General features: G+C 69.6%; 24 protein-coding genes. 17 read left to right on the forward strand and 7 right to left on the reverse strand.

The annotated features are described in order from the left end of the window. The 5 genes from J8J14_RS03100 to J8J14_RS03120 all read right to left on the reverse strand — a co-directional run bounded on the left by J8J14_RS03100 (window position 1) and on the right by J8J14_RS03120 (window position 2977). The gene (locus J8J14_RS03100) at window positions 1-399 is read right to left on the reverse strand and encodes a hypothetical protein (protein WP_209377970.1); all 399 of its coding nucleotides are present in this window, start codon (window positions 397-399) and stop codon (window positions 1-3) included. Between the two features lie 104 nt (window positions 400-503). After that, window positions 504-821 (reverse strand): DUF3574 domain-containing protein, encoded by a 318-nt coding sequence (locus J8J14_RS03105; RefSeq protein WP_209377971.1) that lies wholly within the window; start codon window positions 819-821, stop codon window positions 504-506. Window positions 822-898: 77 nt separating this feature from the next. Continuing rightward, the gene (locus J8J14_RS03110) at window positions 899-1234 is read right to left on the reverse strand and encodes a DMT family transporter (RefSeq protein WP_209377972.1); all 336 of its coding nucleotides are present in this window, start codon (window positions 1232-1234) and stop codon (window positions 899-901) included. Beyond that, complete coding sequence (locus J8J14_RS03115; RefSeq protein WP_209377973.1) at window positions 1231-2238, reverse strand: glycosyltransferase family 2 protein; 1008 nt, start codon at window positions 2236-2238, stop codon at window positions 1231-1233. The genes J8J14_RS03110 and J8J14_RS03115 overlap by 4 nt, the downstream gene beginning before the upstream one ends. Window positions 2239-2251: 13 nt before the next feature. Continuing rightward, complete coding sequence (locus J8J14_RS03120) at window positions 2252-2977, reverse strand: class I SAM-dependent methyltransferase (RefSeq protein ID WP_209377974.1); 726 nt, start codon at window positions 2975-2977, stop codon at window positions 2252-2254. Window positions 2978-3207: 230 nt separating this feature from the next. Between J8J14_RS03120 and J8J14_RS03125 the strand changes: the two genes are divergently transcribed. The 9 genes from J8J14_RS03125 (at window position 3208) to J8J14_RS03165 (ending at window position 13349) form a co-directional block, all read left to right on the forward strand. Continuing rightward, window positions 3208-4869: a hypothetical protein gene (locus tag J8J14_RS03125; RefSeq protein ID WP_209377975.1), complete on the forward strand. Its 1662-nt coding sequence runs from the start codon at window positions 3208-3210 to the stop codon at window positions 4867-4869. Window positions 4870-4899: 30 nt separating this feature from the next. Then, window positions 4900-6537 (forward strand): Na+/H+ antiporter, encoded by a 1638-nt coding sequence (locus tag J8J14_RS03130; RefSeq protein WP_209377976.1) that lies wholly within the window; start codon window positions 4900-4902, stop codon window positions 6535-6537. A gap of 124 nt (window positions 6538-6661) precedes the next feature. Continuing rightward, complete coding sequence (locus tag J8J14_RS03135) at window positions 6662-7489, forward strand: FAS1-like dehydratase domain-containing protein (protein WP_245215310.1); 828 nt, start codon at window positions 6662-6664, stop codon at window positions 7487-7489. 25 nt (window positions 7490-7514) lie between these two features. Beyond that, window positions 7515-8450, forward strand: a complete 936-nt coding sequence (locus tag J8J14_RS03140) for a DMT family transporter (protein WP_209377978.1) — start codon at window positions 7515-7517, stop codon at window positions 8448-8450. Further along, window positions 8450-9334, forward strand: a complete 885-nt coding sequence (locus tag J8J14_RS03145) for a DMT family transporter (RefSeq protein WP_209377979.1) — start codon at window positions 8450-8452, stop codon at window positions 9332-9334. Before J8J14_RS03140 ends, J8J14_RS03145 begins: the two co-directional genes overlap by 1 nt. Then, window positions 9331-10224, forward strand: coding sequence for an MBL fold metallo-hydrolase (locus tag J8J14_RS03150; protein ID WP_209377980.1), 894 nt, complete (start codon window positions 9331-9333; stop codon window positions 10222-10224). Before J8J14_RS03145 ends, J8J14_RS03150 begins: the two co-directional genes overlap by 4 nt. 129 nt (window positions 10225-10353) lie before the next feature. Then, entirely contained in the window at window positions 10354-10758 is a 405-nt protein-coding gene (locus J8J14_RS03155) for a hypothetical protein (RefSeq protein ID WP_209377981.1), read from the forward strand. Window positions 10759-10890: 132 nt separating this feature from the next. Continuing rightward, window positions 10891-12102: a DUF305 domain-containing protein gene (locus J8J14_RS03160; RefSeq protein WP_209377982.1), complete on the forward strand. Its 1212-nt coding sequence runs from the start codon at window positions 10891-10893 to the stop codon at window positions 12100-12102. Between the two features lie 362 nt (window positions 12103-12464). Beyond that, window positions 12465-13349 carry an oxygenase MpaB family protein gene (locus tag J8J14_RS03165; protein ID WP_209377983.1) on the forward strand — a complete coding sequence of 295 codons (885 nt, stop codon included), beginning with the start codon at window positions 12465-12467 and terminating at the stop codon, window positions 13347-13349. Here the strand turns inward: J8J14_RS03165 and J8J14_RS03170 are convergent. Then, window positions 13338-14057: an NUDIX hydrolase gene (locus J8J14_RS03170; protein WP_245215311.1), complete on the reverse strand. Its 720-nt coding sequence runs from the start codon at window positions 14055-14057 to the stop codon at window positions 13338-13340. The two genes, J8J14_RS03165 and J8J14_RS03170, sit on opposite strands and share 12 nt — an antisense overlap. A 262-nt stretch (window positions 14058-14319) precedes the next feature. On the opposite strand from J8J14_RS03170, the gene J8J14_RS03175 reads away from it, so the two are divergent. Genes J8J14_RS03175 through J8J14_RS03210 form a run of 8 tightly spaced genes read left to right on the forward strand, consistent with a single transcriptional unit; the run spans window position 14320 to window position 20822 of the window. Then, window positions 14320-14793 (forward strand): SUF system Fe-S cluster assembly regulator, encoded by a 474-nt coding sequence (locus J8J14_RS03175; RefSeq protein WP_209377984.1) that lies wholly within the window; start codon window positions 14320-14322, stop codon window positions 14791-14793. Window positions 14794-14804: 11 nt separating this feature from the next. Beyond that, window positions 14805-16304, forward strand: a complete 1500-nt coding sequence (gene sufB / locus J8J14_RS03180) for a Fe-S cluster assembly protein SufB (RefSeq protein ID WP_209377985.1) — start codon at window positions 14805-14807, stop codon at window positions 16302-16304. A gap of 1 nt (window position 16305) precedes the next feature. Further along, entirely contained in the window at window positions 16306-17055 is a 750-nt protein-coding gene (sufC, locus tag J8J14_RS03185) for a Fe-S cluster assembly ATPase SufC (RefSeq protein ID WP_209377986.1), read from the forward strand. A 10-nt stretch (window positions 17056-17065) separates the two neighbouring features. Further along, window positions 17066-18355 carry a Fe-S cluster assembly protein SufD gene (sufD, locus tag J8J14_RS03190; protein ID WP_209377987.1) on the forward strand — a complete coding sequence of 430 codons (1290 nt, stop codon included), beginning with the start codon at window positions 17066-17068 and terminating at the stop codon, window positions 18353-18355. Beyond that, complete coding sequence (locus tag J8J14_RS03195) at window positions 18355-19608, forward strand: aminotransferase class V-fold PLP-dependent enzyme (protein WP_209377988.1); 1254 nt, start codon at window positions 18355-18357, stop codon at window positions 19606-19608. The genes sufD and J8J14_RS03195 overlap by 1 nt, the downstream gene beginning before the upstream one ends. Then, window positions 19608-20069 carry a Fe-S cluster assembly sulfur transfer protein SufU gene (gene sufU, locus J8J14_RS03200; RefSeq protein WP_209377989.1) on the forward strand — a complete coding sequence of 154 codons (462 nt, stop codon included), beginning with the start codon at window positions 19608-19610 and terminating at the stop codon, window positions 20067-20069. The genes J8J14_RS03195 and sufU overlap by 1 nt, the downstream gene beginning before the upstream one ends. Beyond that, entirely contained in the window at window positions 20041-20442 is a 402-nt protein-coding gene (locus J8J14_RS03205) for an SUF system Fe-S cluster assembly protein (protein WP_209377990.1), read from the forward strand. The genes sufU and J8J14_RS03205 overlap by 29 nt, the downstream gene beginning before the upstream one ends. A gap of 11 nt (window positions 20443-20453) precedes the next feature. Continuing rightward, window positions 20454-20822 (forward strand): HesB/IscA family protein, encoded by a 369-nt coding sequence (locus tag J8J14_RS03210; RefSeq protein WP_209377991.1) that lies wholly within the window; start codon window positions 20454-20456, stop codon window positions 20820-20822. A 42-nt stretch (window positions 20823-20864) separates the two neighbouring features. Here J8J14_RS03210 and J8J14_RS03215 read toward each other — a convergent pair whose 3' ends face one another. Then, the gene (locus J8J14_RS03215; RefSeq protein WP_209377992.1) at window positions 20865-21857 is read right to left on the reverse strand and encodes an MBL fold metallo-hydrolase; all 993 of its coding nucleotides are present in this window, start codon (window positions 21855-21857) and stop codon (window positions 20865-20867) included. Window position 21858: the final 1 nt, after the last annotated feature.

A 21858-nucleotide genomic window follows, 5' to 3' on the forward strand; every position in this document is an offset into this window, starting at 1 on the left:
TCAGCGCGTCCTGCAGGCGAAGTCGAGGTAATCGACCATGGCGGCTGCCGCGGGGGCGCCGGCGCCTGCCGGGTTCGGCAGTCGGATCGTGATGAGGGAAATCTGCCCGTGGCGGCCGGCCGGGAGGAAGACGCCTCCCGTGCGGAGCACCGCGAGGCTCGCCGGCACGCGCACCGCCTGCACGCGCACGCCGACCGGCGAAGGCGCGCGGTTCAGCATGGCGGAGCGGTACTCGACCGTGGAGTTGGCGCCTTCCGGCGTCACGACAGTGTAGACGGTGCTGAGTTCGAGGGCGCCGCAATGAAGCAGGATGGCCTCGGCCGGGCGGGGCGCGGCGATGGCCGGGAACAGGAGGCCGAGCGCCAGGGCTATGCGGCGCAGATCGGTTGAGAAAGTCATCCGCTATTCCACTCTGGGTTGTGCAAACCCTCTCACATCATTGCGGCATGATCCATAGCGCGGCGCCTATCACGCCGATCGGCGGCCCGCGGGAGTGCCGCGGGTCAGAAGGACACGCAGCCCCGGGCGAAGCTGGACAGCACGCTTTCCTGCCCGAAGCGCGTCCGGTAAGCGGAAACAAGAGGCGCCGTGCGGGCCGCCGCCTCCTCGGGAGAGGCATTCGGGATGACGAGCCAGAGGAGCTTCCCCGGCTCGCGGGCAATCACGCCATCGGCGCCCCGCCATTGTCCCTGGGTGTCATGGGTGGTGAGGCCGGAGGGAAAGCGCGGTGTCGCTTCCTCGGCCAGGAAGGCAGCCCAGTCGGCATCGGTCACCCGGAGGGCGCCGCCCTGGTTGCGGCCGAAGGCGAGGGTAGCGATCACCGCCGGCTCGGTTCCCGCTGGGCAGCGGGGTGGGGCGGCGCAGGCCGCCAGGAACAATGGCAGGAGCGCCGCCGCCCTCATGCTCCGGCGAGGACGACGACGCCGGCGCTGATAAGCAGGATCGCGAGGATCTTCTGCGTGCCCAGCCCCTCGCCGAAGAAGAAGTGCCCGACCAGCACGGCCACAACATAGGAAACGGCGGTGAAGGGAAGGGCGACCGACATCGGGATCTTGCGCAGGGCCACGATGTAGAGGAGCGCGGCCCCGCCATAGAGGCCGAGGCCGATGATGGTCTGCGGGCGGAAGAGCTGGGCAATGAAATTGCCCTCGCCCGTCGCGCCGCTCTTCAGCAGGACCTGGCCGACCATGGAGGTGAAGATGGCGGCGAGGAGGGTGAGCCAGTAGGCGTTCATGCCGCATCCTCGATGCGGGCCGGGCCGGCCGGGCGGGCCTGCACCACCTCCCGCACCACGCCTTGGGGCGTGCCATTGGCCGAGAGGAAGGCGCGGCCGACATATTCCCCGAGCACGCCGAGGATGAGGAACTGCACGCCGGAAATCAGCAGCGTAACCGTCATCGTCGAGGCCCAGCCGGAGGGGGTCTCGCCGGTCAACGCCTCCACGATGACGAACAGGGCGGCGAAGACGCCCAGCACACCCATCGCCAGGCCGGCGAAGACCGCCAGACGCACCGGCAGTAGCGAAAAGTTGGTGGCGAGGTTGAGCCAGAGGCGTACCAGGCGGCGCAGCGTGTAGTTGCTGCGGCCTTCCACGCGCTTGAGATGCAGCACCTCGATGGAATCGATGCGCTGGGTGACCTGCATGATCAGGCCGTCGATATAGGGATAGGGGCCGGAATAGCGCGTGATCTCGCGCACCACGAGGGCGGACATGCAGCGGAAGGAGGAGAGGTAGAGGCCCTTGGGCTTGTCGATCAGCAGGTCCGCCACGCCATTCGCGAAGCGGCTGCCAAGGTTGCGCCAGCCCTCATGCTCCTTCACCGCGTAGCGGGTATAGACCACGTCGAAGCCGCCGAGACGGGCGTGGTCATAGAGCTTCAGCACCTCCTCGGGCGGGTTCTGCAGGTCGTCATCCATGGTGATGACATAGCTGCCGCGCGCCACGCGAAGGCCGGACATGACCGCGTTGTGCTCGCCGAAGTTGCGGGCATGCTCAACATAGGTGAGGGGAACGGTCGCCTCGGCGGCAAGCCGGCGGCAGACCTCGCCGGAATTGTCGGGCGAGCCGTCATTCACCAGGACGATCTCGATCCCGCCCGCAGGCTTCAGGGCGGAGAGGGCGGCCACGAGGGTGCCGACCGTGGCAGCGCCCCGGTAGACCGGCACGACGATGGAAAGGCCGACTGTCTCGCCGGCCGTGCTGCTGGTGATGGGCGCCTGGGTGATCTCGGGGCGCATGGGGCGTGGTCCTCTAGGAACGGGTCGCTGTCAGCAGCACGGAGCCGCCGGCCGGAAAGGGGAAGGGGCTGCGGCGCTCGATTTCCGTCACGCCGTGCAGCAGGCGGTTCAGCCAGGGGGAGAAGTCCCCCACGTCGCTGGCATGGTCCTGTCCACGGGCCAGCACCTTGCGCTGCAGCACCATCAGGGGAAGGAGGAGGCTGTTCCAGTAGCGCGCCGAAATGTCGGAGAAGCCCGCCTCCCGCAGTAGCGCGGCCGCGTTGGCGGCGGTGTAGCGGCGGGCATTGTGGACCCGTATGTCATGCGCCGAGAAAAGCCAGGCGAAGGCCGGCAGATTCAGGATGAGGGTGCCGCCCGGGGCGATCACCCGGCGCAGCTCCGCGAGCGCGGCTTCCTGGTCCACCCCAGCATGGCAGATCACGTCCACCGACACCGCGGCGCCGAAGGCCGCATCCGGGAAGGGCAGGGCATTGATCGTCCCGCCCGTGATGGGGCGACCGGATTTGGCGGCGGCGCGGGCAGCGGCGCGTGGGTTGTAGTCCAGGCCGAAGGCCGGCCGTCCCGAGCTTTCGGCCAGGCGTGCCAGGAAGCCGCCCGTGCCGCATCCGGCATCCAGCACGGGCAGGCAAGCCAGCCCGGGCCGGGCCTGGAGCGCGCCGAGCAGGCGGGCATGGATGGCGCGGTACCACCACATCCCGTCCTCGGCGGCGTCCATCAGGGTGTATTCGGCGTCTTCCAAGGCTGGTTCCGGGCAGGAGCGCGGGCGCGGTTGGGCCGGCGTGACGAGCACGGGGTGGGCGGCGCCGGGGCAGCCTTGTTCTGGCAGGGGGCTGCGGCAGGGACAAGGCAGCTTCGCCCATCGCGTGCCTCAATCGTGGCAGAGAATGGTGTCTAACCCCGGTTTCCGCCGGGCGGCGGATTGCGCGGCGAAACCGCGCCACCCAGGATGCGCACGCAGAAACGCCAGGCATGAACGCTCCCCTTCCCACCTCGCCTGGGCCTGAGACGGCGGGCGCTTCCCATGGCGGGCTGCCGCCGCTGGACGGGCTCCTGGGTCCGCTGACCTATGGCAGCGGGCTGCGCGCGCGGCTGTGGCGCGCGGTGGCGCTGGTGCCGGCGGCGCTGTTCCTGCTGACCGTCCTCTCCCCGCCGCTGAACCACGACGTGGCGGCGGTGCTGAACTTCACGCAGCGCTGGATCTCGGGTGAAAGGCTGTACTCGCAGCTGATCGACGTGAACCCGCCGCTGATCTTCGTGCTCAACCTCATCCCGGGCTACCTGTCCGAATTCACGCCCCTGGATGGGGTGAGCTCGCTGCTCTTCTGCCTCGTGGCGCTGTGCGGGCTGTGCTGGTGGCTCTCGCTCCGTCTTCGGGAGGGCATGGCGGAGGGGCCGGTCGAATCCGCTGCCCTGGCCGCGCTGGTGCCGCTGGTCCTGGTGATGCCGGGCTATGATTTCGGCCAGCGCGAGGTGCTGATGGCGACGGTCGCCATTCCCTATGCGGTGCTGGCGGCGCGGCGCATGCAGGAGCTGCCGACCTCCAGGGCCATGACCTTCGGCGTCGCCTTCCTGGCGGCGCTGGGCTTCGCGCTGAAGCCGCATTTCCTGGGCGTGCCGCTGCTGGTGGAGGCGGCCGTCCTGTTGCGGCCGCTGGTGCCCGGGCGCTTCTCGGGGCCGGCCTGGCGGCGCGCCGCGGCGGGGCTGAAGGATCCGGTGCCCTGGACCATGGCGGCGATCTGGCTGCTCTATCTCGCCTCCATACCCGTCTTCTTTCCGGATTTCTTCGGCCATGTCGTGCCGCTGGTCTGGGAGTATTACATCGACCTCGGCGGTCTTTCGGCCTTCAGCACCCTGCTGACGGAGCAGATGGCGCCCGCCACGCTCCTGCTGGCCATGCTCTCCGCGCTCTGCCTGCTGCTGCGTTTCGGGCCGCTGGTCCTCGCGCTCTGGGCGGCGATGGGCGGGGCCTTCCTATCGGCCTGGGTGCAGCACAAGGGCTGGACCTATCATGTGGCACCGGTGCTGATGCTGGGCGGGCTGGCCGCGGGGGTGATGGCCGCGCGCTGGCTGGACGGCGCGCTGCCTGCCGGGCGGGCGCGGGCGGCGGCGCCGGCGCTTTCGGCGGCCATGGCGGCGCTGCTCTTCCTCGGCATGATCCGGGGCGGCGAGGCACCGCTGCGCGAGATCAATTTCGAGGATGGCAAGGGTGGGCGGCTGACAGCCTGGCTGCGCGAGCATGCCTGGAACGAGCGGCTGCTGATCCTCACCCCGGATATCTGGCCCATCTATCCGGCGCTGAACTACGCCCAGAGCCAGTCCACGCTGCGCTTCATGAATCTCTGGCTGCTCCAGGGCGTGAACCGCACATGCCCGGAGAATGGCGAGCGGTACCGCCAGCCCTGGGAGATGTCGCGGGCGGAGTTCTTCGTCTATCGCACGGTCGCGGAGGATTTCGCCGCGGCGCCGCCCTCCGCGGTGCTCGTCACCCGGCATGTCGGCATCCCCTGGTGCGGCAAGGAATTCGACTTCATCGAGTATTTCAGCCGCCACCCTCTCTTCGCCGAGGCATTCCGCAACTACCGTCAGATGGGTGAGATCGAGGGCTACAAGCTGTATATCCGCGCGGACTGAGGCGGCGGGCAGAGAGGGCGGGGCGGCGCATTGCAGACGGTTACGCTGGTCCTGATCCTGCTGCTCGTGGTGGTGGTGAGCGGCTGGGTGTCGCGGGCGCTTCCCTGGCCGGTGCCACGGCCGCTGGTGCAGATCGCGCTCGGCGCCATGGTGGGGCTGGCCGCGGATGTCCGGGTGGCCCTGGAGCCGGAGGTCTTCTTCCTTCTCTTCCTGCCGCCGCTGCTCTTCCTTGACGGGTGGCGCATTCCCAAGGAGGAGATGCTGCGGGACGCGCCGACGATCCTGGAGCTGGCCCTGGGGCTGGTCGTGTTCACCGTGCTCGGGATGGGCTATTTCATCCACTGGCTCATGCCGGCCATCCCCCTGCCGGTGGCCTTCGCCCTCGCTGCCATTCTCTCGCCCACCGATCCTATCGCGGTCTCCTCCATTGCCGCGCGCGTGCCGATCCCAAAGCGGCTGATGCATATCCTGGAGGGGGAGTCCCTCCTCAACGATGCCTCGGGCCTGGTCTGCTTCCGCTTCGCCGTGGCGGCGATGCTGACGGGCAGCTTCTCGCTGGGCGATGCGGCGCTGAGCTTCCTCTGGATTGCGCTGGGCGGCATCGCCATCGGGGTTCTCGTCTCCCTGGTGGTCACCCGGGGCAAGATCTGGCTCGCGCGCCGGATCGGGGAGGAGAGCGGGACGCAGATCCTGGTCAGCCTGCTGATCCCCTTCGGCTCCTATCTGCTGGCCGAGCATCTGCATTGCTCGGGCATCCTGGCCGCCGTCGCGGCCGGGATCACGATGAGCTTCGCCGAGGCGAGCGGCCCGTTGCTGGCGAACACCCGGCTTCAGCGGAGCACGGTCTGGGACACGATCCAGTTCGCGGCGAACGGCATCATCTTCGTCCTGCTGGGCGAGCAGCTGCCAGGGATCCTGGCCTGGGCATCGGAAACCGTGCGGATCACCGGGCATGACGATCCCTGGTGGCTGCTCGCCTATGTCGTGGCGATTAACCTGGCCCTGGCGGCGCTGCGCCTGCTCTGGGTCTGGGTTTCGCTGAACTTCACCCTGTTCCGGGCCAATCTGCGCGGCGAGGCCATGCGGCGACCGCATTGGCGGCTCGTGGTGGCCACCTCGGTGGCCGGTGTGCGCGGCGCCATCACCCTGGCCGGCATCCTTACCCTGCCCCTCGCCCTGGAGGACGGGACGCCCTTTCCGGCACGGGACCTCGCGATCCTGCTCGCCATGGGGGTGATCATCCTCTCCCTCGTCGTGGCGAATATCGGGCTGCCGCTGCTGCTGCGGGGCCTGGAGATGCCGGCGGAGGACTCTCACGTGGAGGAAGAGGATCGCGCCCGCATCGCCGCGGCGGAGGCGGCGATCGCGGCGGTGGAGCGGGCGCAGCACGCGCTCGCCGAGGGCCGGGGCGATGCCGATCTCTATGTTTCAGCGGCCGCGCGGATCATGGATTTCTACCGCTCCCGCATCGACCACCGGTCCGGCGACGGGGATGCCGTGGCGAATGCCCGGCGGACAGAGGCGGCGGAGAGGCTGATGCTGCTGGCGGCGCTGAAGGCGGAGCGCGGTGCGATCCTGGCCATGCGCCGCTCGCGCCGGATCCGCAGCGAAACCGCACATAGGCTGATGCGTGAGATCGACCTGCTCGAACTCCGCCATGATGGCTGAGGCGGAACCCGGCGCGGGTGTGGCGGATTGTGAGGGTGGCGCCCTGTCGTCCTCCCGCATTGCGGGTAAGCTGGCGGCAGGGGCGGCCCTTGGCGGGTAAGCCGCCGGGTCGATGGGGGAATGGATGGCGTTCGAGGAGTATGTCGGCCGCGAGGAGACGCGCGAGGACCGCGCCGATCCAAGGCTGGCCGAAGGCCTTGCGGCCACGCTGGGGCGCCCTCTCCAGGGCGAGGCCTGGCCCGCCCTGTGGCACTGGATGCTGTTCCAGGACTGGCGGATGCCGGACGGGCTGGGGCCGGACGGGCACCCGCGCCGGGGCGGCTTCCTGCCGCCTGTTTATGACCTGCCCCGCCGCATGTGGGCCGGCGGGCGCGTGGCCTTCCATGCGCCGGTCCGCACCGGGGATGCGGTGCGGCGGGTCAGCACCATCCGCTCCGTGAAGGAGAAGGCCGGCGGCTCCGGGCGGCTGGTCTTCGTGACCGTGGCCCATGTGCTGCATGGCCCGGGCGGCGTGCTGGTCGAGGAGGAGCAGGACATCGTCTACCGCGGTGCCGAGGGGGCGGCCGTGAAGGATGCGCCGCCTGCCCCGGCCTGGGAGGGGGCGCTGGAGGCCTCGCTGGTGCCGGACCCGGTGATGCTGTTCCGCTACTCCGCCCTGACCGGGAACGGGCACCGCATCCATTACGACCACCCCTATGTGACCGGGGAGGAGGGGTATCCCGGGCTGGTGGTGCACGGGCCGCTGCAGGCGACGCTGCTGGCGCGGCATGCGCTGGACCTCGCCGGGCCCGGCGCGGCGCTGGCGCGCTTCGCCTATCGCGGCAAGCGGCCCTGCTTTGACGGGCGGCGCCTCACCCTCTTGGGGCAACGGGACGCGGCGGGCGTGATCCGGCTGGAGACGCGGGACGAGACAGGCGCGACCTGCCAGGAAGCTGAGGCCATTCTTGTCTGACCACCAAACCAGGGGGTCGGCGGCGGTGTCGCCGGCCCCTGCTTCCGCTGCCTCAGCATCCACCACGGAACGGCCGGACGAGGCGCTCCGCGGCATCGGCCTGATCGCCCTGGGCTTCTGCATCGTCACCGTTTCGGACGCGGCGGTGAAATGGGTGCTGCCGGAGATCGGCGTCGCGATGGCGATGATCCTGCGCGGCACGATCGGCGCCTTCGTGGTGCTGGCCCTGGCGGGTGGGCTGCGCGCGCCGCCGCGGATCCGGCCGGTGAACGGGCGGCTGGTGGTGGCCCGCAGCCTGCTGCACTGCGCCGTGACCGTGACCTTCTACTTCGCCTGGTTCCGCGGCATGCCGCTGGCGGACAGCTACGCGGTGGCGGCGGTCTCGCCCCTGGCCATGACGATACTGGCCATTCCCCTCTTGGGCGAAACAGTGGGCTGGCGGCGCTGGCTCTCCACGCTGGTCGGGTTCCTCGGCGTAATGGTGATGGTGCGGCCGGGCGGGGATCTCTGGCGCTGGGAGGCGGCGGTGCTCCTGGGCGGCGTCATCGTCATGGCCGTGACGCGGATCTGGATGCGCCTGCTGGCCCGCACGGACCGGCCGGCGACGGTTACCTTCTGGCTCATGGTGGCGCATGTGCCCTTCGGCTTTGCCATGCTGCCCTTCTTCCCGCCGGTGGGCTGGCCCTCCTGGGGCGGGGTGGTCGCGATCATCCTGCTGGGGATGGGGAACGGGGCGGCGCATTTCCTCTTCGCGCGCGCCTTCGCGCTGGCGCCGGTGGGGCTGCTGGCGCCCTTCGAGTATTCCACCCTTGTCATGGGCACGGTGGTGGGGGTGCTCGTCTGGGGTGATGTGCCGGCCTGGACGACCCTGGCCGGCGCCGCGATCGTGGTGGCGGCGGGGCTGTACAACCTGCACCGGGCGCGGGTGCGGGCCCGTGAGTCCGCCGGGGAAGCGGGCTGATGCCGCTGCGCCACGATCTCCGGCGGGGGGCGCTGCTGATGCTGGGCGCCACGGCCTCCTTCGCGCTGATGGGCGTCTTCGTGAAGACGCTGAGCGCGCGCTACAACTTCCTGGAGCTGATGTTCTTTCGGAACCTGCTCTCCCTCCCCATCGTGCTTGCCGCCGGCATGCGGTCCGGGGCGCTGCTGCGCACGCGGCGCTTCGGCGGCCATGTGGTGCGCGCCACGTCGGGGCTGATGGGAATGGGCTGCGCCTTCTTCGCGCTGACCCTGCTGCCGCTCGCCGAGCAGACGGCGCTGAACTACACGCAGCCGCTCTTCGTCATCCTGCTGGCCATTCCCTGGCTGGGCGAGCGCCCGGGGCGGGCGCGCTGGGCGGCGGTGGTGACCGGCTTCCTCGGGGTGCTGGTGATCGCGGCGGGGCAGGGGGCGGGCGGCGCCGGCCTGTCCCAGTCCCTGCTGCTGGGCTGCGCGGTGGGGGTGATGGGCGGGTTCTTCGGCGCACTGTCCACCATGCTCGTGCGCCAGCTCTCCGCCACAGAGGCGAGCACCACCATCGTGCTCTGGCAGGCACTGCTGATGACGGCGATGATCGGGCTGTTCCTACCCTTTGTCTGGGTGACGCCGAGCTGGGGCGATCTGGGACTGCTGGTGGTGATGGGGCTGATCGGCGGCGTGGGCCAGGTGCTGAACACCGAGGCCTTCGCCAGCGCCCAGGTCTCCTCCCTCGGGCCCTATTCCTATACGGGGCTTCTCTGGGCGGCGCTGCTGGGCTGGCTGGTCTGGGGCGAGGCGCCGGGTGTGGCCATGCTGGCGGGCAGCTTGCTGATCGTCGGCGCGGGAATCATCGTGTTGCGAAGCGAGTTCCGGGGGAGGAAGGCATGAGCCCAGAGTTCCGGCGGGATGACGCGCTGGCGCCGGACGTGGTGGAATGGGTGGCGCCGGGCATCCGGCGCATCCTCTGCGCCAATCCCGGGCCTTTCACCTGGCGCGGCACCAACACCTATCTGATCGGGCGCGGCGACGTGGCGGTGCTGGATCCCGGACCGGCGGACGAGGCGCATCGCGCGGCCATCCTGGCGGCGGTGGCGGGGGAGCGGGTGAGGCACATCCTCGTCTCCCATACGCACCGGGACCATTCGCCCGGCGCGGCGCCGCTGGCCGCGGCGACCGGCGCGGAGATGCTGGGCTTCGGGCCGCATCTGACCCCTGCCGCGGAGGGCGAGGGCGGAGACCATGACTTCCTGCCGGACCGGCGCCTGTCCGATGGCGAGGCGGTGGAGGGAGATGGCTGGCGGCTCATCGCGCTGCACACGCCCGGCCATTGCGCCAATCATCTCTGCTTCGCGCTGGAAGCCGACCCGGCGCTGGCGCCGGCGGGCGTGCTGTTCAGCGCGGATCATGTGATGGCCTGGTCCACCAGCGTCGTCTCCCCGCCGGATGGCGACATGGCCGACTATATGCGGTCCCTGGAGCGTGTGGCGGCACGGGGGGATCGGCTGCTTCTGCCGGGGCATGGGCCGGCGCATGACGATCCCGCCCCCTTCATCGCGGCGCTGCTGGCGCATCGGCGGGAAAGGGAGGCGCGGGTGCTGGAGGCGCTTCGGGCGGCGGATCGGCCCGTTCATGCCGCCGAGCTGGTCCCGCCGGTGTACGGACCGGTGCTGGAGCAGCGGCTCGTGCCGGCCGCGGCGCGGAGCCTTCTGGCGCATCTTCTGAAGCTGACGGCGGACGGGAAGGCCACGCCCGAGGGGGATGGCTTTCGGGCGCTATAGCGGGCGGCAGGGAGCCTGACTGTTGCGTGGGGCCCGCGGATCGCTTTGCTGCCCGGGCCCATCAATCCTCTTGACCTTCCCATAGTGGAAGGCCCCAGCAATGGCGCCGGGCTGTTGAGGAAATCCGCCGTGGCGAGGAGCTTTGGCGTGGTCGGCAGGATGGTCGCGGGCTTGCTCGCGCTGGTCCTGCTCGCGCTACCCAATCCGATCGCCCGGCATGGCTGGGCGGCCACCGCGCCGCATCATGCCCATGCCGAGCTTTGCCCCGGGGCTGCGGCGACGCATGGCGGCCATCAGCATGCGATGCCGCAGACGCAGCATGAGCATGCCGAGTGCGGCGGCGCCGTTGCGGGCAGCAGCCTGGGCTGCTGCGTCCCTGGGGCGTGTCCTCTCGGCGTGCCGGCGCTTCCTTCGGTTGATCCTGGGCCGGAGCCCTCGGCGGGAGAGAGGATCCACGCCTCTGCCGAGCCGATGCGCCGCCAACTCGGGATCGAGGTTCTTCCATCCCTTCCGCCACCCCGATCCATGGCCTGACCGGGCCTCGGCCCGGTCCACGCCCGCGGGATCATCGCCCCGGCGCCACCATCGTTTTCAGGAATCAATGCCCCTTCCAGGGGCGCGGCAGCACCTTGGGCCATGGCACGGATGCTGGCCAGGCGTTGCGGCATGAGTGACGGGATCGGAAGAATGTCCTCCATCATCACCACTCCGGCGGTTCGCGGAAGCATGGCGGGAGCATGGCGGCTCCGGCTGGCCATCACCGCGGGTGTCGCGGCAGCCGCTGTTCTCACCGCCACTCCCTCCTGGGCCCTCGTCGGCGAGGGGGAGGGCGAAGGCGCCGCACCCGTGGTTTCCCGCTCCTACAGCGTCGTGCGGCCGGAGAAGCTGGCAGCAGCGGTGAAGGCCGACCAGGACTATGTGGCTGGCATGCGGGCGCATCACGCGGGCGCCCTGACCATGTCGCAGGAGTACCTGGCGGCCCCGGATGCCAGCAGCCCGGCGCTGAAGGAACTGGCGCGCGCCATCATGCACAACCAGCGCTACGAGATCGCCGTGCTGGACGAGGTGGGTCGCCGTGTCGGCCAGGAGGCCACGGTGGTGAATCTCGGCTTCGCCCGCTTTGCGCTGCAGCCCGCCGCTTCCGAGGGGCTGGCGCAGCAGCTCCGGTATTCCAGGTATCCCGTGCCAGGCTTCCTGACCCCGATCCAGCGGGCCGACGCACCCGTGACCGAGCGGGATGTCCAGTTCGCCAAGGCGATGACAATCCACCACCAGGGCGCGCTCGACATGGCCGCCGCCTATCAGGCGGACCCGAATGCGCGGAACAGCTTTCTCGGCCTCATGAACGTGGACATCGTCACGGACCAGGCCCAGGAGATTGCGCTGATGCGGCGCGTGATCGCGGCCTATCCGGGCAACCCGGACGCGGTGCATGTTCCCGCTTCCATGATCCACGGCATGGAGGGCATGTCCCATGGTGGGCATGGAGCGCATGGTGCGGCGCCCTTCGCCACGCCGCCGGCTGGCCATGCCGGGCATGAGCCGGCCCATCATGGGCATGGGGCGGGGCAGATGGGGCAGGCGCCTCATCACCCCACGGGCGGGGCGAGCCCGTCCGCCGACGGCCCGCGCCGCAGGCAGGGCGCCAGGCATGGCGATCATGGTGCCGGCCATTCCGGGCACCGCCGGAGCCAGGGGAGCCATGGTGCAAGCCATGCGGAACATGGTGCTGGGGGCAGGGAGCCTGGCGCGGGTCGCACAGCGCATGGGCCGCGCGGAGCAGGTCACGCAGGGCATGCCGGGCACCATGGCAGCCATGGTGCTGGCCATCAGGGCCATGGCATGGCAACGCCGGCCAGCGGGCAGCACCGGCACTGACGGAATGGCCCGGCGCTCCCGGCTGCCGGGCCTTCCCCGAAGCTCCCGGATGAAATCGCGCGCAGAGCTGCACCTTGCTGCCTGGAACCGGCTTCGGCTGACCCCGCCGCTATCGGCCTCTCGTCCCGGCGCCGGGGCCAGGTTGCGACGTTCCATCTTGCTGGAGGCGGTGATCGCCCTGCTCGTGCTTCTTGCGGCGGCGGAGATGGTTTCGTCCTCGCCGGACGAGGCGCTGCGCCCGGAGCGTTGACACGGAGGCGCTGAGATGGCGGCGCAACGCGGTCGCGGCATGGCCGTTTAAAGCGGATGATCTTCCCTTGCTGGTATCTCCGAGGCTGGCATCTCCGGGCAGCGCGCCGTTGATGGCGAAGCCCGGCCCAAGCGCCTCCCTCGCGCGGCCGATCAAGAACGCGATCACGTCCCGGGTGGTGGCGCTGTTCAATGACCGGGCGCGTGGCGAGAAGCCCGTCGCGCGGCGGCCGGACGGGCTTTTCGGTCCGGCTTCGGTCGCCTGGCGCGTGCACGGGGATGTCGCGACCATGATGGTCGGGGGCGTGGCCGGGCTGCTGCTGCAGATGCTGCACCCCGCCGTGCTGGCGGGGGTCTGGGACCATTCCAACTTCCGCGCGGACATGCATGGGCGGCTACGGCGCACCGCACGCTTCATCGCCCTGACGACCTATGGCGGCCGGGAGGAGGCGGAGGCCGTGATCGCGCGGGTGCGTGGCATCCATGACCGGGTGCGCGGCACCCTGCCGGAGGGAACGCCCTATTCCGCCAACGATCCGGCGCTGCTGGCCTGGGTGCATGTGACGGAGGCGGTCAGCTTCCTGGATGCCTGGATCCGCTATGCGGAACCGCGGATGAGCCGTGCCGACCAGGACCGGTATTTCGCGGAGATGGCACGGATGGGGGAGGCACTCGGCGCCGATCCGGTACCACGGAACCGCGCCGAGGCGGAGCGGCTGATCGCCGCGATGCGCCCGGCGCTCCGCTGCGATTCACGCACGCGAGAGGTGGCGCGGCTGGTGCTGGGACAGAAGGCGCTGAACGCGGCAACCGAGCCCCTGCAGGTTCTCACGCTGCAGGCTGGGGTGGAGTTGCTGCCGGATTGGGCGCGGCGGATGCACGGCCTTCCCGCGCCGGTGTTCAGCCGGCCCCTGATCCGCGCCGGCACGCTCGGCATCGCCCGGACCTTGCGCTGGGCCTTCGCGCGCGGGCCGGAGGCGGGCGCCTCAGGCGACTGATTCGCGCTCCGGTGCGGCCACCCGCCCTGGCTGGCTAACCCTTTCGAGACGGCGCGTGTCCCGCCCCTGGTACCAGATCAGCGGCCGGCGCTGCCGTTCTGCCTCTGGCAGGGCCATGAGATCCCGGAACTCGCCCAGCACCTTGGCGGTGATCGGGGCCAGCTCATGGGGCGGGGTTTCGGTGATGGGGTAGAAGTCCAGGTGCTCCAGCTCGCCTGAGCCGGCCAGGCTGCCGGTCGCCAGTTCCGCCGGGGCGAAGAGGAAGCGGGCGTTGAAGCGGACCGGGCTCATCGCCGGGGTAAGGGCGCGGCAGAGATAGCGGAGCGGCGCGAGGTCGGCCCGCAGGCGCCCCGCTTCCAACTGCCCGAGAACGAGGCCGGTCTCCTCCTCCAGTTCCCGGATGGCGGCGATCCCGATGGCGCGGGCCAGGCGCGGGGCGGCGCGCAGCTCAAGGCAGCGGCGTGTCTGCGGGTCCAGCTCGGAGGCGGCTGGGGCGGTGCGGTCCTCCCGGTCCACGCGGCCGCCGGGGAAGACCAGGCGGCTGGGCATGAAGCGGTGCTTCGCGCTGCGCACCCCCATCAGCACTTCCAGGCCCCTGGGTCCCTCGCGCCAGAGAAGGAGCGTGGCGGCATCCCGCGGGCGGGCGGGCTTCTCCGGGCGGGCTTCGCCGGTGGCTGTGAAATCCGTCGGGCGCATTGGTGTGGGCATGGCGCCTCCTCTCGGCCGGTGTTGCGGCGCTTATAGGGCAGCGGAACCCCTTGGGCCCCAGCCGGGCCCATTGTGCCCCCGGCCTTCGGCGGCGGCCAGAGAGGCGGGGCGCGGCCGTTGTCCTAACCGAGAATCGCTCTCAACACCTTGTTTTCCGTGGTCACGGGGCTGTGGGCGCCTTGACAGTCGGGGGGCGGAGACGCATTTCCCGGCCATACCGGACCGCTGTGGTCTGGTATCCCCCTCAGCGGTCGGAATTCCCGTGCTGCGATTGTCGAAACTGGCGGATTACGCCGTCGTCCTCCTCGCCCGGCTCGGGCGGGAGGGCGGGCTGCATACCGTCCCATCCCTCGCCGTGGCGACCGGCATCGCCGAGCCGACGGTCGCGAAGGTGCTCCGCGCCCTCTCTCAGGGTGGGCTGGTGGAAGCGCAGCGTGGCGCCCGGGGCGGGCACCGGCTTGCGCGGCCCGTTTCGGAGATCCCGCTTTCCGAGGTGATCGTGGTGATGGATGGCCCGATCGCGCTGACGGCCTGCGTCGATGGCGCGAGCGGCGGCTGTGAGTCCGAACACCACTGCGCCGTGCGCGGCCGGTGGGACCCGGTGAACGAGGCCGTCCGCACCGCGCTCTCCACCATCAGCATCGCCGACCTGGCGCGGCCTTCCTGCAGCGAACTGCACCGCGCACCCGTTCTTCCCCCTGCTGCCCATGGGGCGGCCTCCGTGGCCGCCGAATAAGGGACCCCGTCATGCCCGCCGTCGAAGAGACCATCGATACCGTCCGGGACGCCACACAGGGCGCCTATAAGTGGGGTTTCGAGACCGATATCGAGATGGAGTTCGCCCCCAAGGGGCTGAACGAGGACATCGTCCGCTTCATCTCCGCCAAGAAGAACGAGCCGCAATGGCTGCTCGACTGGCGCCTGCGTGCCTTCGAGGCGTGGAAGGGCATGGAGGAGCCGCGCTGGCCCGCCGTGACCTATCCGCCGATCGACTACCAGGATGCCTATTACTACGCCGCGCCGAAGAAGAAGGTCGGTCCGAAGTCGCTGGACGAGGTCGATCCGGAGCTGCTGAAGACCTATGCCAAGCTTGGTATCCCGCTGAAGGAGCAGGCGATCCTGGCCGGCGTCGAGGGCGCGGGCGAGGTGCCGGCCGATGGCGCGCGCATGCCCGTGGCCGTGGACGCGGTGTTCGACAGCGTTTCCGTCGCGACCACCTACAAGGAGCGGCTGGAGAAGGAAGGCATCATCTTCTGCGCCATCTCCGAGGCGGTGCAGAACCATCCGGAGCTGGTGAAGAAGTATCTGGGCACGGTGGTGCCGCACACGGACAACTTCTTCGCGGCGCTGAACAGCGCGGTCTTCACGGATGGCAGCTTCGTCTACATCCCCAAGGGCGTGCGCTGCCCGATGGAGCTGTCCACCTATTTCCGCATCAACGCGAAGAGCACGGGCCAGTTCGAGCGGACGCTGATCATCGCCGATGAGGGCGCGACCGTGTCCTACCTCGAGGGCTGCACGGCACCGCAGCGCGACGAGAACCAGCTGCACGCGGCGGTGGTGGAGCTGGTCGCGCTCGATGACGCCTCGATCAAGTACAGCACGGTGCAGAACTGGTACCCGGGCGACGAGAACGGGAAGGGCGGCATCTACAACTTCGTCACGAAGCGTGCCGCCTGCCGCGGCAAGCGGAGCAAGGTGAGCTGGACGCAGGTGGAGACGGGTTCCGCCATCACCTGGAAGTACCCGTCCTGCATCCTGCAGGGCGAGGACTCGGTGGGCGAGTTCTACTCTGTTGCCATCACCAACAACCATCAGCAGGCCGATACCGGCACCAAGATGATCCATCTTGGGAAGGGCACGCGCAGCACCATCGTCTCGAAGGGCATTTCGGCCGGCAAGGGCCAGAACACCTATCGCGGCCTGGTGCGGATCAGCCCGAAGGCTTCGGGGGCGCGCAACTTCACCCAGTGCGACAGCCTGCTGATCGGCGATCTCTGCGGCGCGCATACCGTGCCCTATATCGAGAATCGCTGCATGACGGCGAAGGTGGAGCACGAGGCGACCACGAGCCGCATCGCGGAGGACCAGCTCTTCTACTGCCGGCAGCGCGGGCTGTCGCAGGAGGATGCGGTGGGCCTGATCGTGAACGGCTTCTGCCGCGAGGTGCTGAAGGAACTTCCTATGGAATTCGCGGTCGAAGCACAGAAGCTGCTTCAGATCAGCCTTGAAGGGAGCGTCGGCTGATATGCTGCGCATCGAGAATCTGACCGCCGAGGTCGAGGGCAAGCCGATCCTCAAGGGCGTGACCCTGGAGATCCCGGATGGCGAGGTGCATGCCATCATGGGGCCGAACGGCGCCGGCAAGTCCACGCTTTCCTACGCGCTTTCCGGGCGCGAGGGCTATGAGATCACCGGCGGCTCCGTGCTGCTGAACGGCCAGGACCTGCTGGAGATGGAGCCCGAGGAGCGTGCGGCCGCCGGCCTGTTTCTCGCCTTCCAGTATCCGGTAGAGCTGCCGGGCGTCGGCAACGCGAACTTCCTGCGCACCGCGCTGAACGCCATCCGCCGCACGCGCGGCGAGGCGGAGGTGGATGCGATGCAGTTCCTGAAGCTGGCGCGCGCCCGCATGAAGGAGCTCTCCATGCCCGAGGACATGCTGAAGCGCGGCGTGAATGTCGGCTTCTCCGGTGGCGAGAAGAAGCGGAACGAGATCCTCCAGATGGCGCTGCTCCAGCCGAAGATCGCCATTCTGGACGAGACGGATAGCGGCCTGGACATCGACGCGCTGAAGATCGTGGCCGATGGCGTGAATGCCATGCGCGGCCCGGCCTTCTCCGCCCTGGTGATCACCCACTACCAGCGCCTGCTGAACCACATCGTGCCGGACCGGGTGCATGTGCTGGCCGATGGCCGCATCGTGGCTTCGGGCGGGCCGGAGCTGGCGCAGCGGCTTGAGGCCGAGGGCTATGCCGGCGTGCTGGAAGAAGCCGCCTGAGGGATATGAGATGAACAGCGTGACCCCTTCCGGCAACGCGGCGGCCTTCGTGCACCGCTATGCCGGGCTGGCCGGGCGCCTGCCGGGGGCTTCCATCCCCGAGATCCGCAAGCTGCGCGAAGCCGCGGCCGAGACGCTGGTGGCGGGCGGCCTGCCCAGCCGCCGCGTGGAGGCCTGGCGCTACACCGACCTCACCCCGATGCTGCGCGCCGAGTTCCGCGAGGCGCTGACGGCGGTGGACGAGGCCGTGGAGCTGCCGGCCAAGCGGGCGGAGCGCCGCGCCGTCTTCGTCGATGGTCGCTTCCGCGCCGATCTCTCGGATCTGGATGGCCTCGTCGCGGGCTCGCTGGCCGAGGTGATCGAGACGGTGGCGGGACGCCTCAACAGCATCGCCTCCGCTTCCCAGCCCATGGTCACCCTGAACACCCTTCTCTTCGAGGACGGGCTGGTGCTGGAGGTGCCGGAGGGCACGGATGCCGGGCGGCTGGAACTGCTCTCCGTGGCATCCGGCGAAACCGCGAGCACCCTCCATCCGCGGCACCTGATCCGGCTGGGCCGCGGCGCGCAGCTGGTGCTGCTCGAGACGGCGCTTTCGGCGACCGGCGCACGGCACCTGCACAACCCGGTCTTCGAGATCGAGGTGGCCGAGGAGGCCAGGATCACCCATGTCCGCGTGCAGCGCGAGGCGGAGAGTGCCTATCACCTGGCGCATCTCGGCGTGCGCGTGGCCGAGGGCGGCGTCTATGACGGGTTCGTCCTGAATGCGGGCGGGCGGATCAGCCGCAGCGAAACGCATCTGGCGCTCAACGGCCCGAACGCGACCGCGCATCTGAACGGCGCGCAGCTCGTGGCCGAGGGACAGCTGGCCGACACCACGACGGCGCTGGACCATGCGGCGCCGAACTGCGCTTCGCGCCAGACTGTGAAGACGGTGCTGGCCGGACGTTCCCGCGGCGTGTTCCAGGGCAAGATCCTGGTGCGGCGCGAGGCGCAGAAGACCGATGGCTACCAGATGAACCAGGCGCTGCTGCTTTCGGAGGAAGCCGAGATCGACAGCAAGCCGCAGCTGGAGATCTACGCCGACGACGTGAAGTGCAGCCACGGCGCGACCGCCGGTGCGCTGGACGAGAACAGCCTGTTCTATCTCCGCTCCCGCGGCATTCCGGCGGGCGAGGCCCGCGCCATGCTGGTGCGCGCCTTCCTCCAGGAGGCGGTGGAGATCGTCGAGGACGAGCCGGCGCGCGAGGCGCTGGAGGAGGCGGTTTCCGCCTGGTGGGCCCAGCACGGGGAAGCTGCGTGATGGACGGCACCGTGCGCCCCTCTTCTGCCCTGGCCTTCGACGTGCGGCGCGTGCGGCAGGATTTCCCGATCCTGTCTACCACGGTGCATGGCAAGCCACTGGTCTTCCTGGATTCCGGGGCCTCGGCGCAGAAGCCGCGCGCGGTGCTGGATGCGATGCTCCGGATGATGGAGACGAGCTATGCCAATGTGCATCGCGGTGCCTATCACCTGAGCGAGGCCTCCACCGCAGCCTATGAGGCGGCGCGGGAGGCGGTGGCGCGTTTCCTGAACGCGCGCGACGTGCGGGAGGTGGTGTTCACCACCAACTCCACCGCGGCCATCAACCTCGTTGCCCATTCCTATGGGCGCGGGGTGCTGAAGCCGGGCCAAGCTGTCGTGGTGACCGAGATGGAGCACCACGCCAATTTCGTGCCCTGGCAGATGCTGGCCCAGGCGCATGGGATCGAGCTGCGCATCGCCGACGTGACGGATGCGGGCGAGCTGGACATGGCGGACCTGGAGGCCAAGCTGGCCGATGGGAAGGTCGGGCTGGTTGCGGTCACCCATATGTCCAATGTTCTGGGCACCGTGACGCCGGCGGCCCGGATCGCGGCGCTGGCGCATGCCAATGGCGCGAAGGTGCTGTTTGACGGATCCCAGGCCGTGGTGCACCGGCGGGTGGATGTGCAGGCGCTGGAGGCGGATTTTTACGTCTTCACCGGGCACAAGCTCTACGGCCCCACCGGCATCGGCGTGCTCTGGGGCCGGATGGAGCTGCTGGACGCGATGCCGCCATTCCTGGGCGGCGGCGACATGATTTCCGAGGTGACGCGCGAGGGCTTCCGGCCCGCGCCGGTGCCAGCCAAGTTCGAGGCCGGCACACCGCCTATCGTGGAGGCGGTCGGGCTGCATGCGGCGATCGACTATGTGAGCGCCATCGGGATGGATGCCATCGAGGCGCATGAGCGCGCGCTGGTGGACCAGGCCATGGCGAAGCTCTCGGCCATCGAGGATCTCACGCTGATCGGGCGTGCGCAGGACCGGGGCGGGGTGTTCTCCTTCGCCCTCGGCAATGCCCATGCCCATGATCTTTCCACCCTGCTGGACCGGGTGGGCATCGCTGTCCGGGCCGGGCGGCATTGCGCCGAGCCGCTGCATGTCCGGATCGGGCATGACAGCACCTGCCGCGCCTCCTTCGGCCTCTACACGACGCATGAGGAAGTCGATTTCCTGGCGGAGGCACTGGCCTCGGCGCGGAGGTTCTTCACCTGATGTTCGATGATCTGCGCGATCTCTACCAGGAGGTGATCCTGGATCACGGGCGCAAGCCGCGGAACTTCCGGCGGCTGGAAGCGCCCGACCTGAACGCACGCGGGGACAACCCGATGTGCGGCGATCGGATGGAACTGTTCCTGGGGATGGAGGGCGATCGCATTGCCGACGCGGCCTTCCAGGGCCGGGGCTGCGCGATTTCCATGGCCAGTGCTTCGCTCATGACCGAGACGGTCAAGGGCAAGACGACCGCGGAAGCGCGGGAGATGGCCGCCAGGTTCCGCGAGATGGCCATGACGGGCACCTGCCCCGAATGCGGCGGCGCGCTGGAGGAGGACATGGACCGTCTCCAGGCCCTTTCCGGCGTGCATGAGTTTCCCAGCCGCGTGAAATGCGCGACGCTGGCCTGGCACACCCTCAACACCGCCCTTGATGGCGGGAAGGAGGCTTCAAGTGAATGAGCCCGTTGCGCAGGCCCAGGAGGGCGCGACGCATGAGGCCTGGTCCCCGGACGGGCCGATCGCGCCCTCGCGGGTGAGCGAGGTCGCGGTGCTCGATGCGCTGAAGACCGTGTTCGACCCGGAGATCCCGGTCGATATTTACGAGCTCGGGCTGATCTATGCCGTCGAGGTCGAGGATGATGGCGCGGTGAGGGTGGACATGACCCTGACCACTCCGTCCTGCCCCTCGGCCCAGGAGCTGCCGGCCCAGGTGGAGCAGGCGGTGAAGGGGGTGCAGAACGTCACCTCGGTGAAGGTCGAGGTGGTGTGGGATCCGCCCTGGGATCCGTCCCGCATGAGCGAGGACGCCAAGCTCGCTCTCAACATGTACTGATGGAGGGCGTCATGAGCACGACCACCACGGATACTCCGAAGCCGCGCCGGGCGCTGCCACCGCTGATGTCGCTGTCCGACACGGCGGCGGAGAGGCTGCGCGCGCTCTACGCGAAGGGAGACGGGAAGCTGCTGCGCATCTCCGTCTCCACCAAGGGCTGCTCCGGCATGTCCTACCAGATGGACTGGGTGGATGCGGCCGGGCCAGGCGACGAGGTCGTGAACGACAAGGGCCTGATCGTGCTGGTGGACCGCAAGGCCACGCTGTTCCTGATCGGGACGGTGATGGATTACGAGCGGAAGGCGATGTCCGCCGGCTTCACCTTCACCAACCCGAACGAGAAGGGCCGCTGCGGCTGCGGCGAGAGCTTCCACATCTGACATGGGTTCCCGCGGCGCCAGGGCGCCGCGGGATGCCCGCGCTCAGATGACGCTCGACCACTCCGCCGGAACCAGGCGGTAGCCGTTCCCTTCCTTCACCACCGTGCCATTCGCGGGGAAGGGCCAGTGATAGGCCACGCAGCGGATGCGGTCCGCCGCCACCCGGTCGAAGATGCGGCGGCGTGAGGCTTCGGCCTGCGCCGGATCCATGTCGAAGATCACGTGCCAGCCGGGATTGGTGAGGTTGATTTCCGGGCGGCTGGTCAGGTCGCCCAGGATCATGGCCTGCGCGTCGCCATCGGACAGGTGGTAGGAGCTGTGGCCGGGCGTGTGGCCCGTCGTTTCCGTGAGGCGCAGGCCGGGCAGGATCTCGGCATTGTCCGCCACGCGCTCCACGCGGCTCTCATAGGGGGCGAAGCGGCGCCTCACATTGGCGAAGGCGGGGCGCATGGCTTCCGGCGCGCGGCTGGCCTGGCCCTCATCCATCCAGAAAGCCCATTCCTTCTCCGGCACCACGATGCGGGCCCGCGGGAAGGCGGCGTTGCCCGAGCCGTCCAGCAACCCACCGATATGGTCGCCATGGAAGTGGGTAAAGGCGACGATATCGATGGAGGCCGGGTCGATCCCGGCGGCCGACAGATTGGCCGGCATCTGCCCCACGCGGCTGTCCGCGGCGGTCTGCGGGCCATTGCCGGTGTCGAACATCACCGTGCCCCGGGGCGTGCGGACCACGGGGACGGTGAAGGGATTCACCAGCTGCGCCGGGTTCAGCCCCTGCGCGCGCATGGAGGCCGCCACCTCCTCCGCCGAGGCGTTGCGGACGAAGCCCTGGGTGGGGTTCGGCCGGACGGCCTGGCCATCATGCACCATGGTGACGAGGTGCTGGCCGACGCGGAAGCGGTAGTAGCCGGGCACCTGTTGCTGGGCAGGCTGCCCGGCGGCAGCAGGGGCGGGGGCCTGCTGCGCCCTGGCCTCGCTGGCGGCGAGGAGGGCAGGGGCTGCCAGGCCGGCAGCCAGCATCTCACGTCGTTGCATT

Source organism: Pararoseomonas baculiformis (assembly GCF_017813395.1).
GTDB lineage: Bacteria > Pseudomonadota > Alphaproteobacteria > Acetobacterales > Acetobacteraceae > Roseomonas > Roseomonas baculiformis.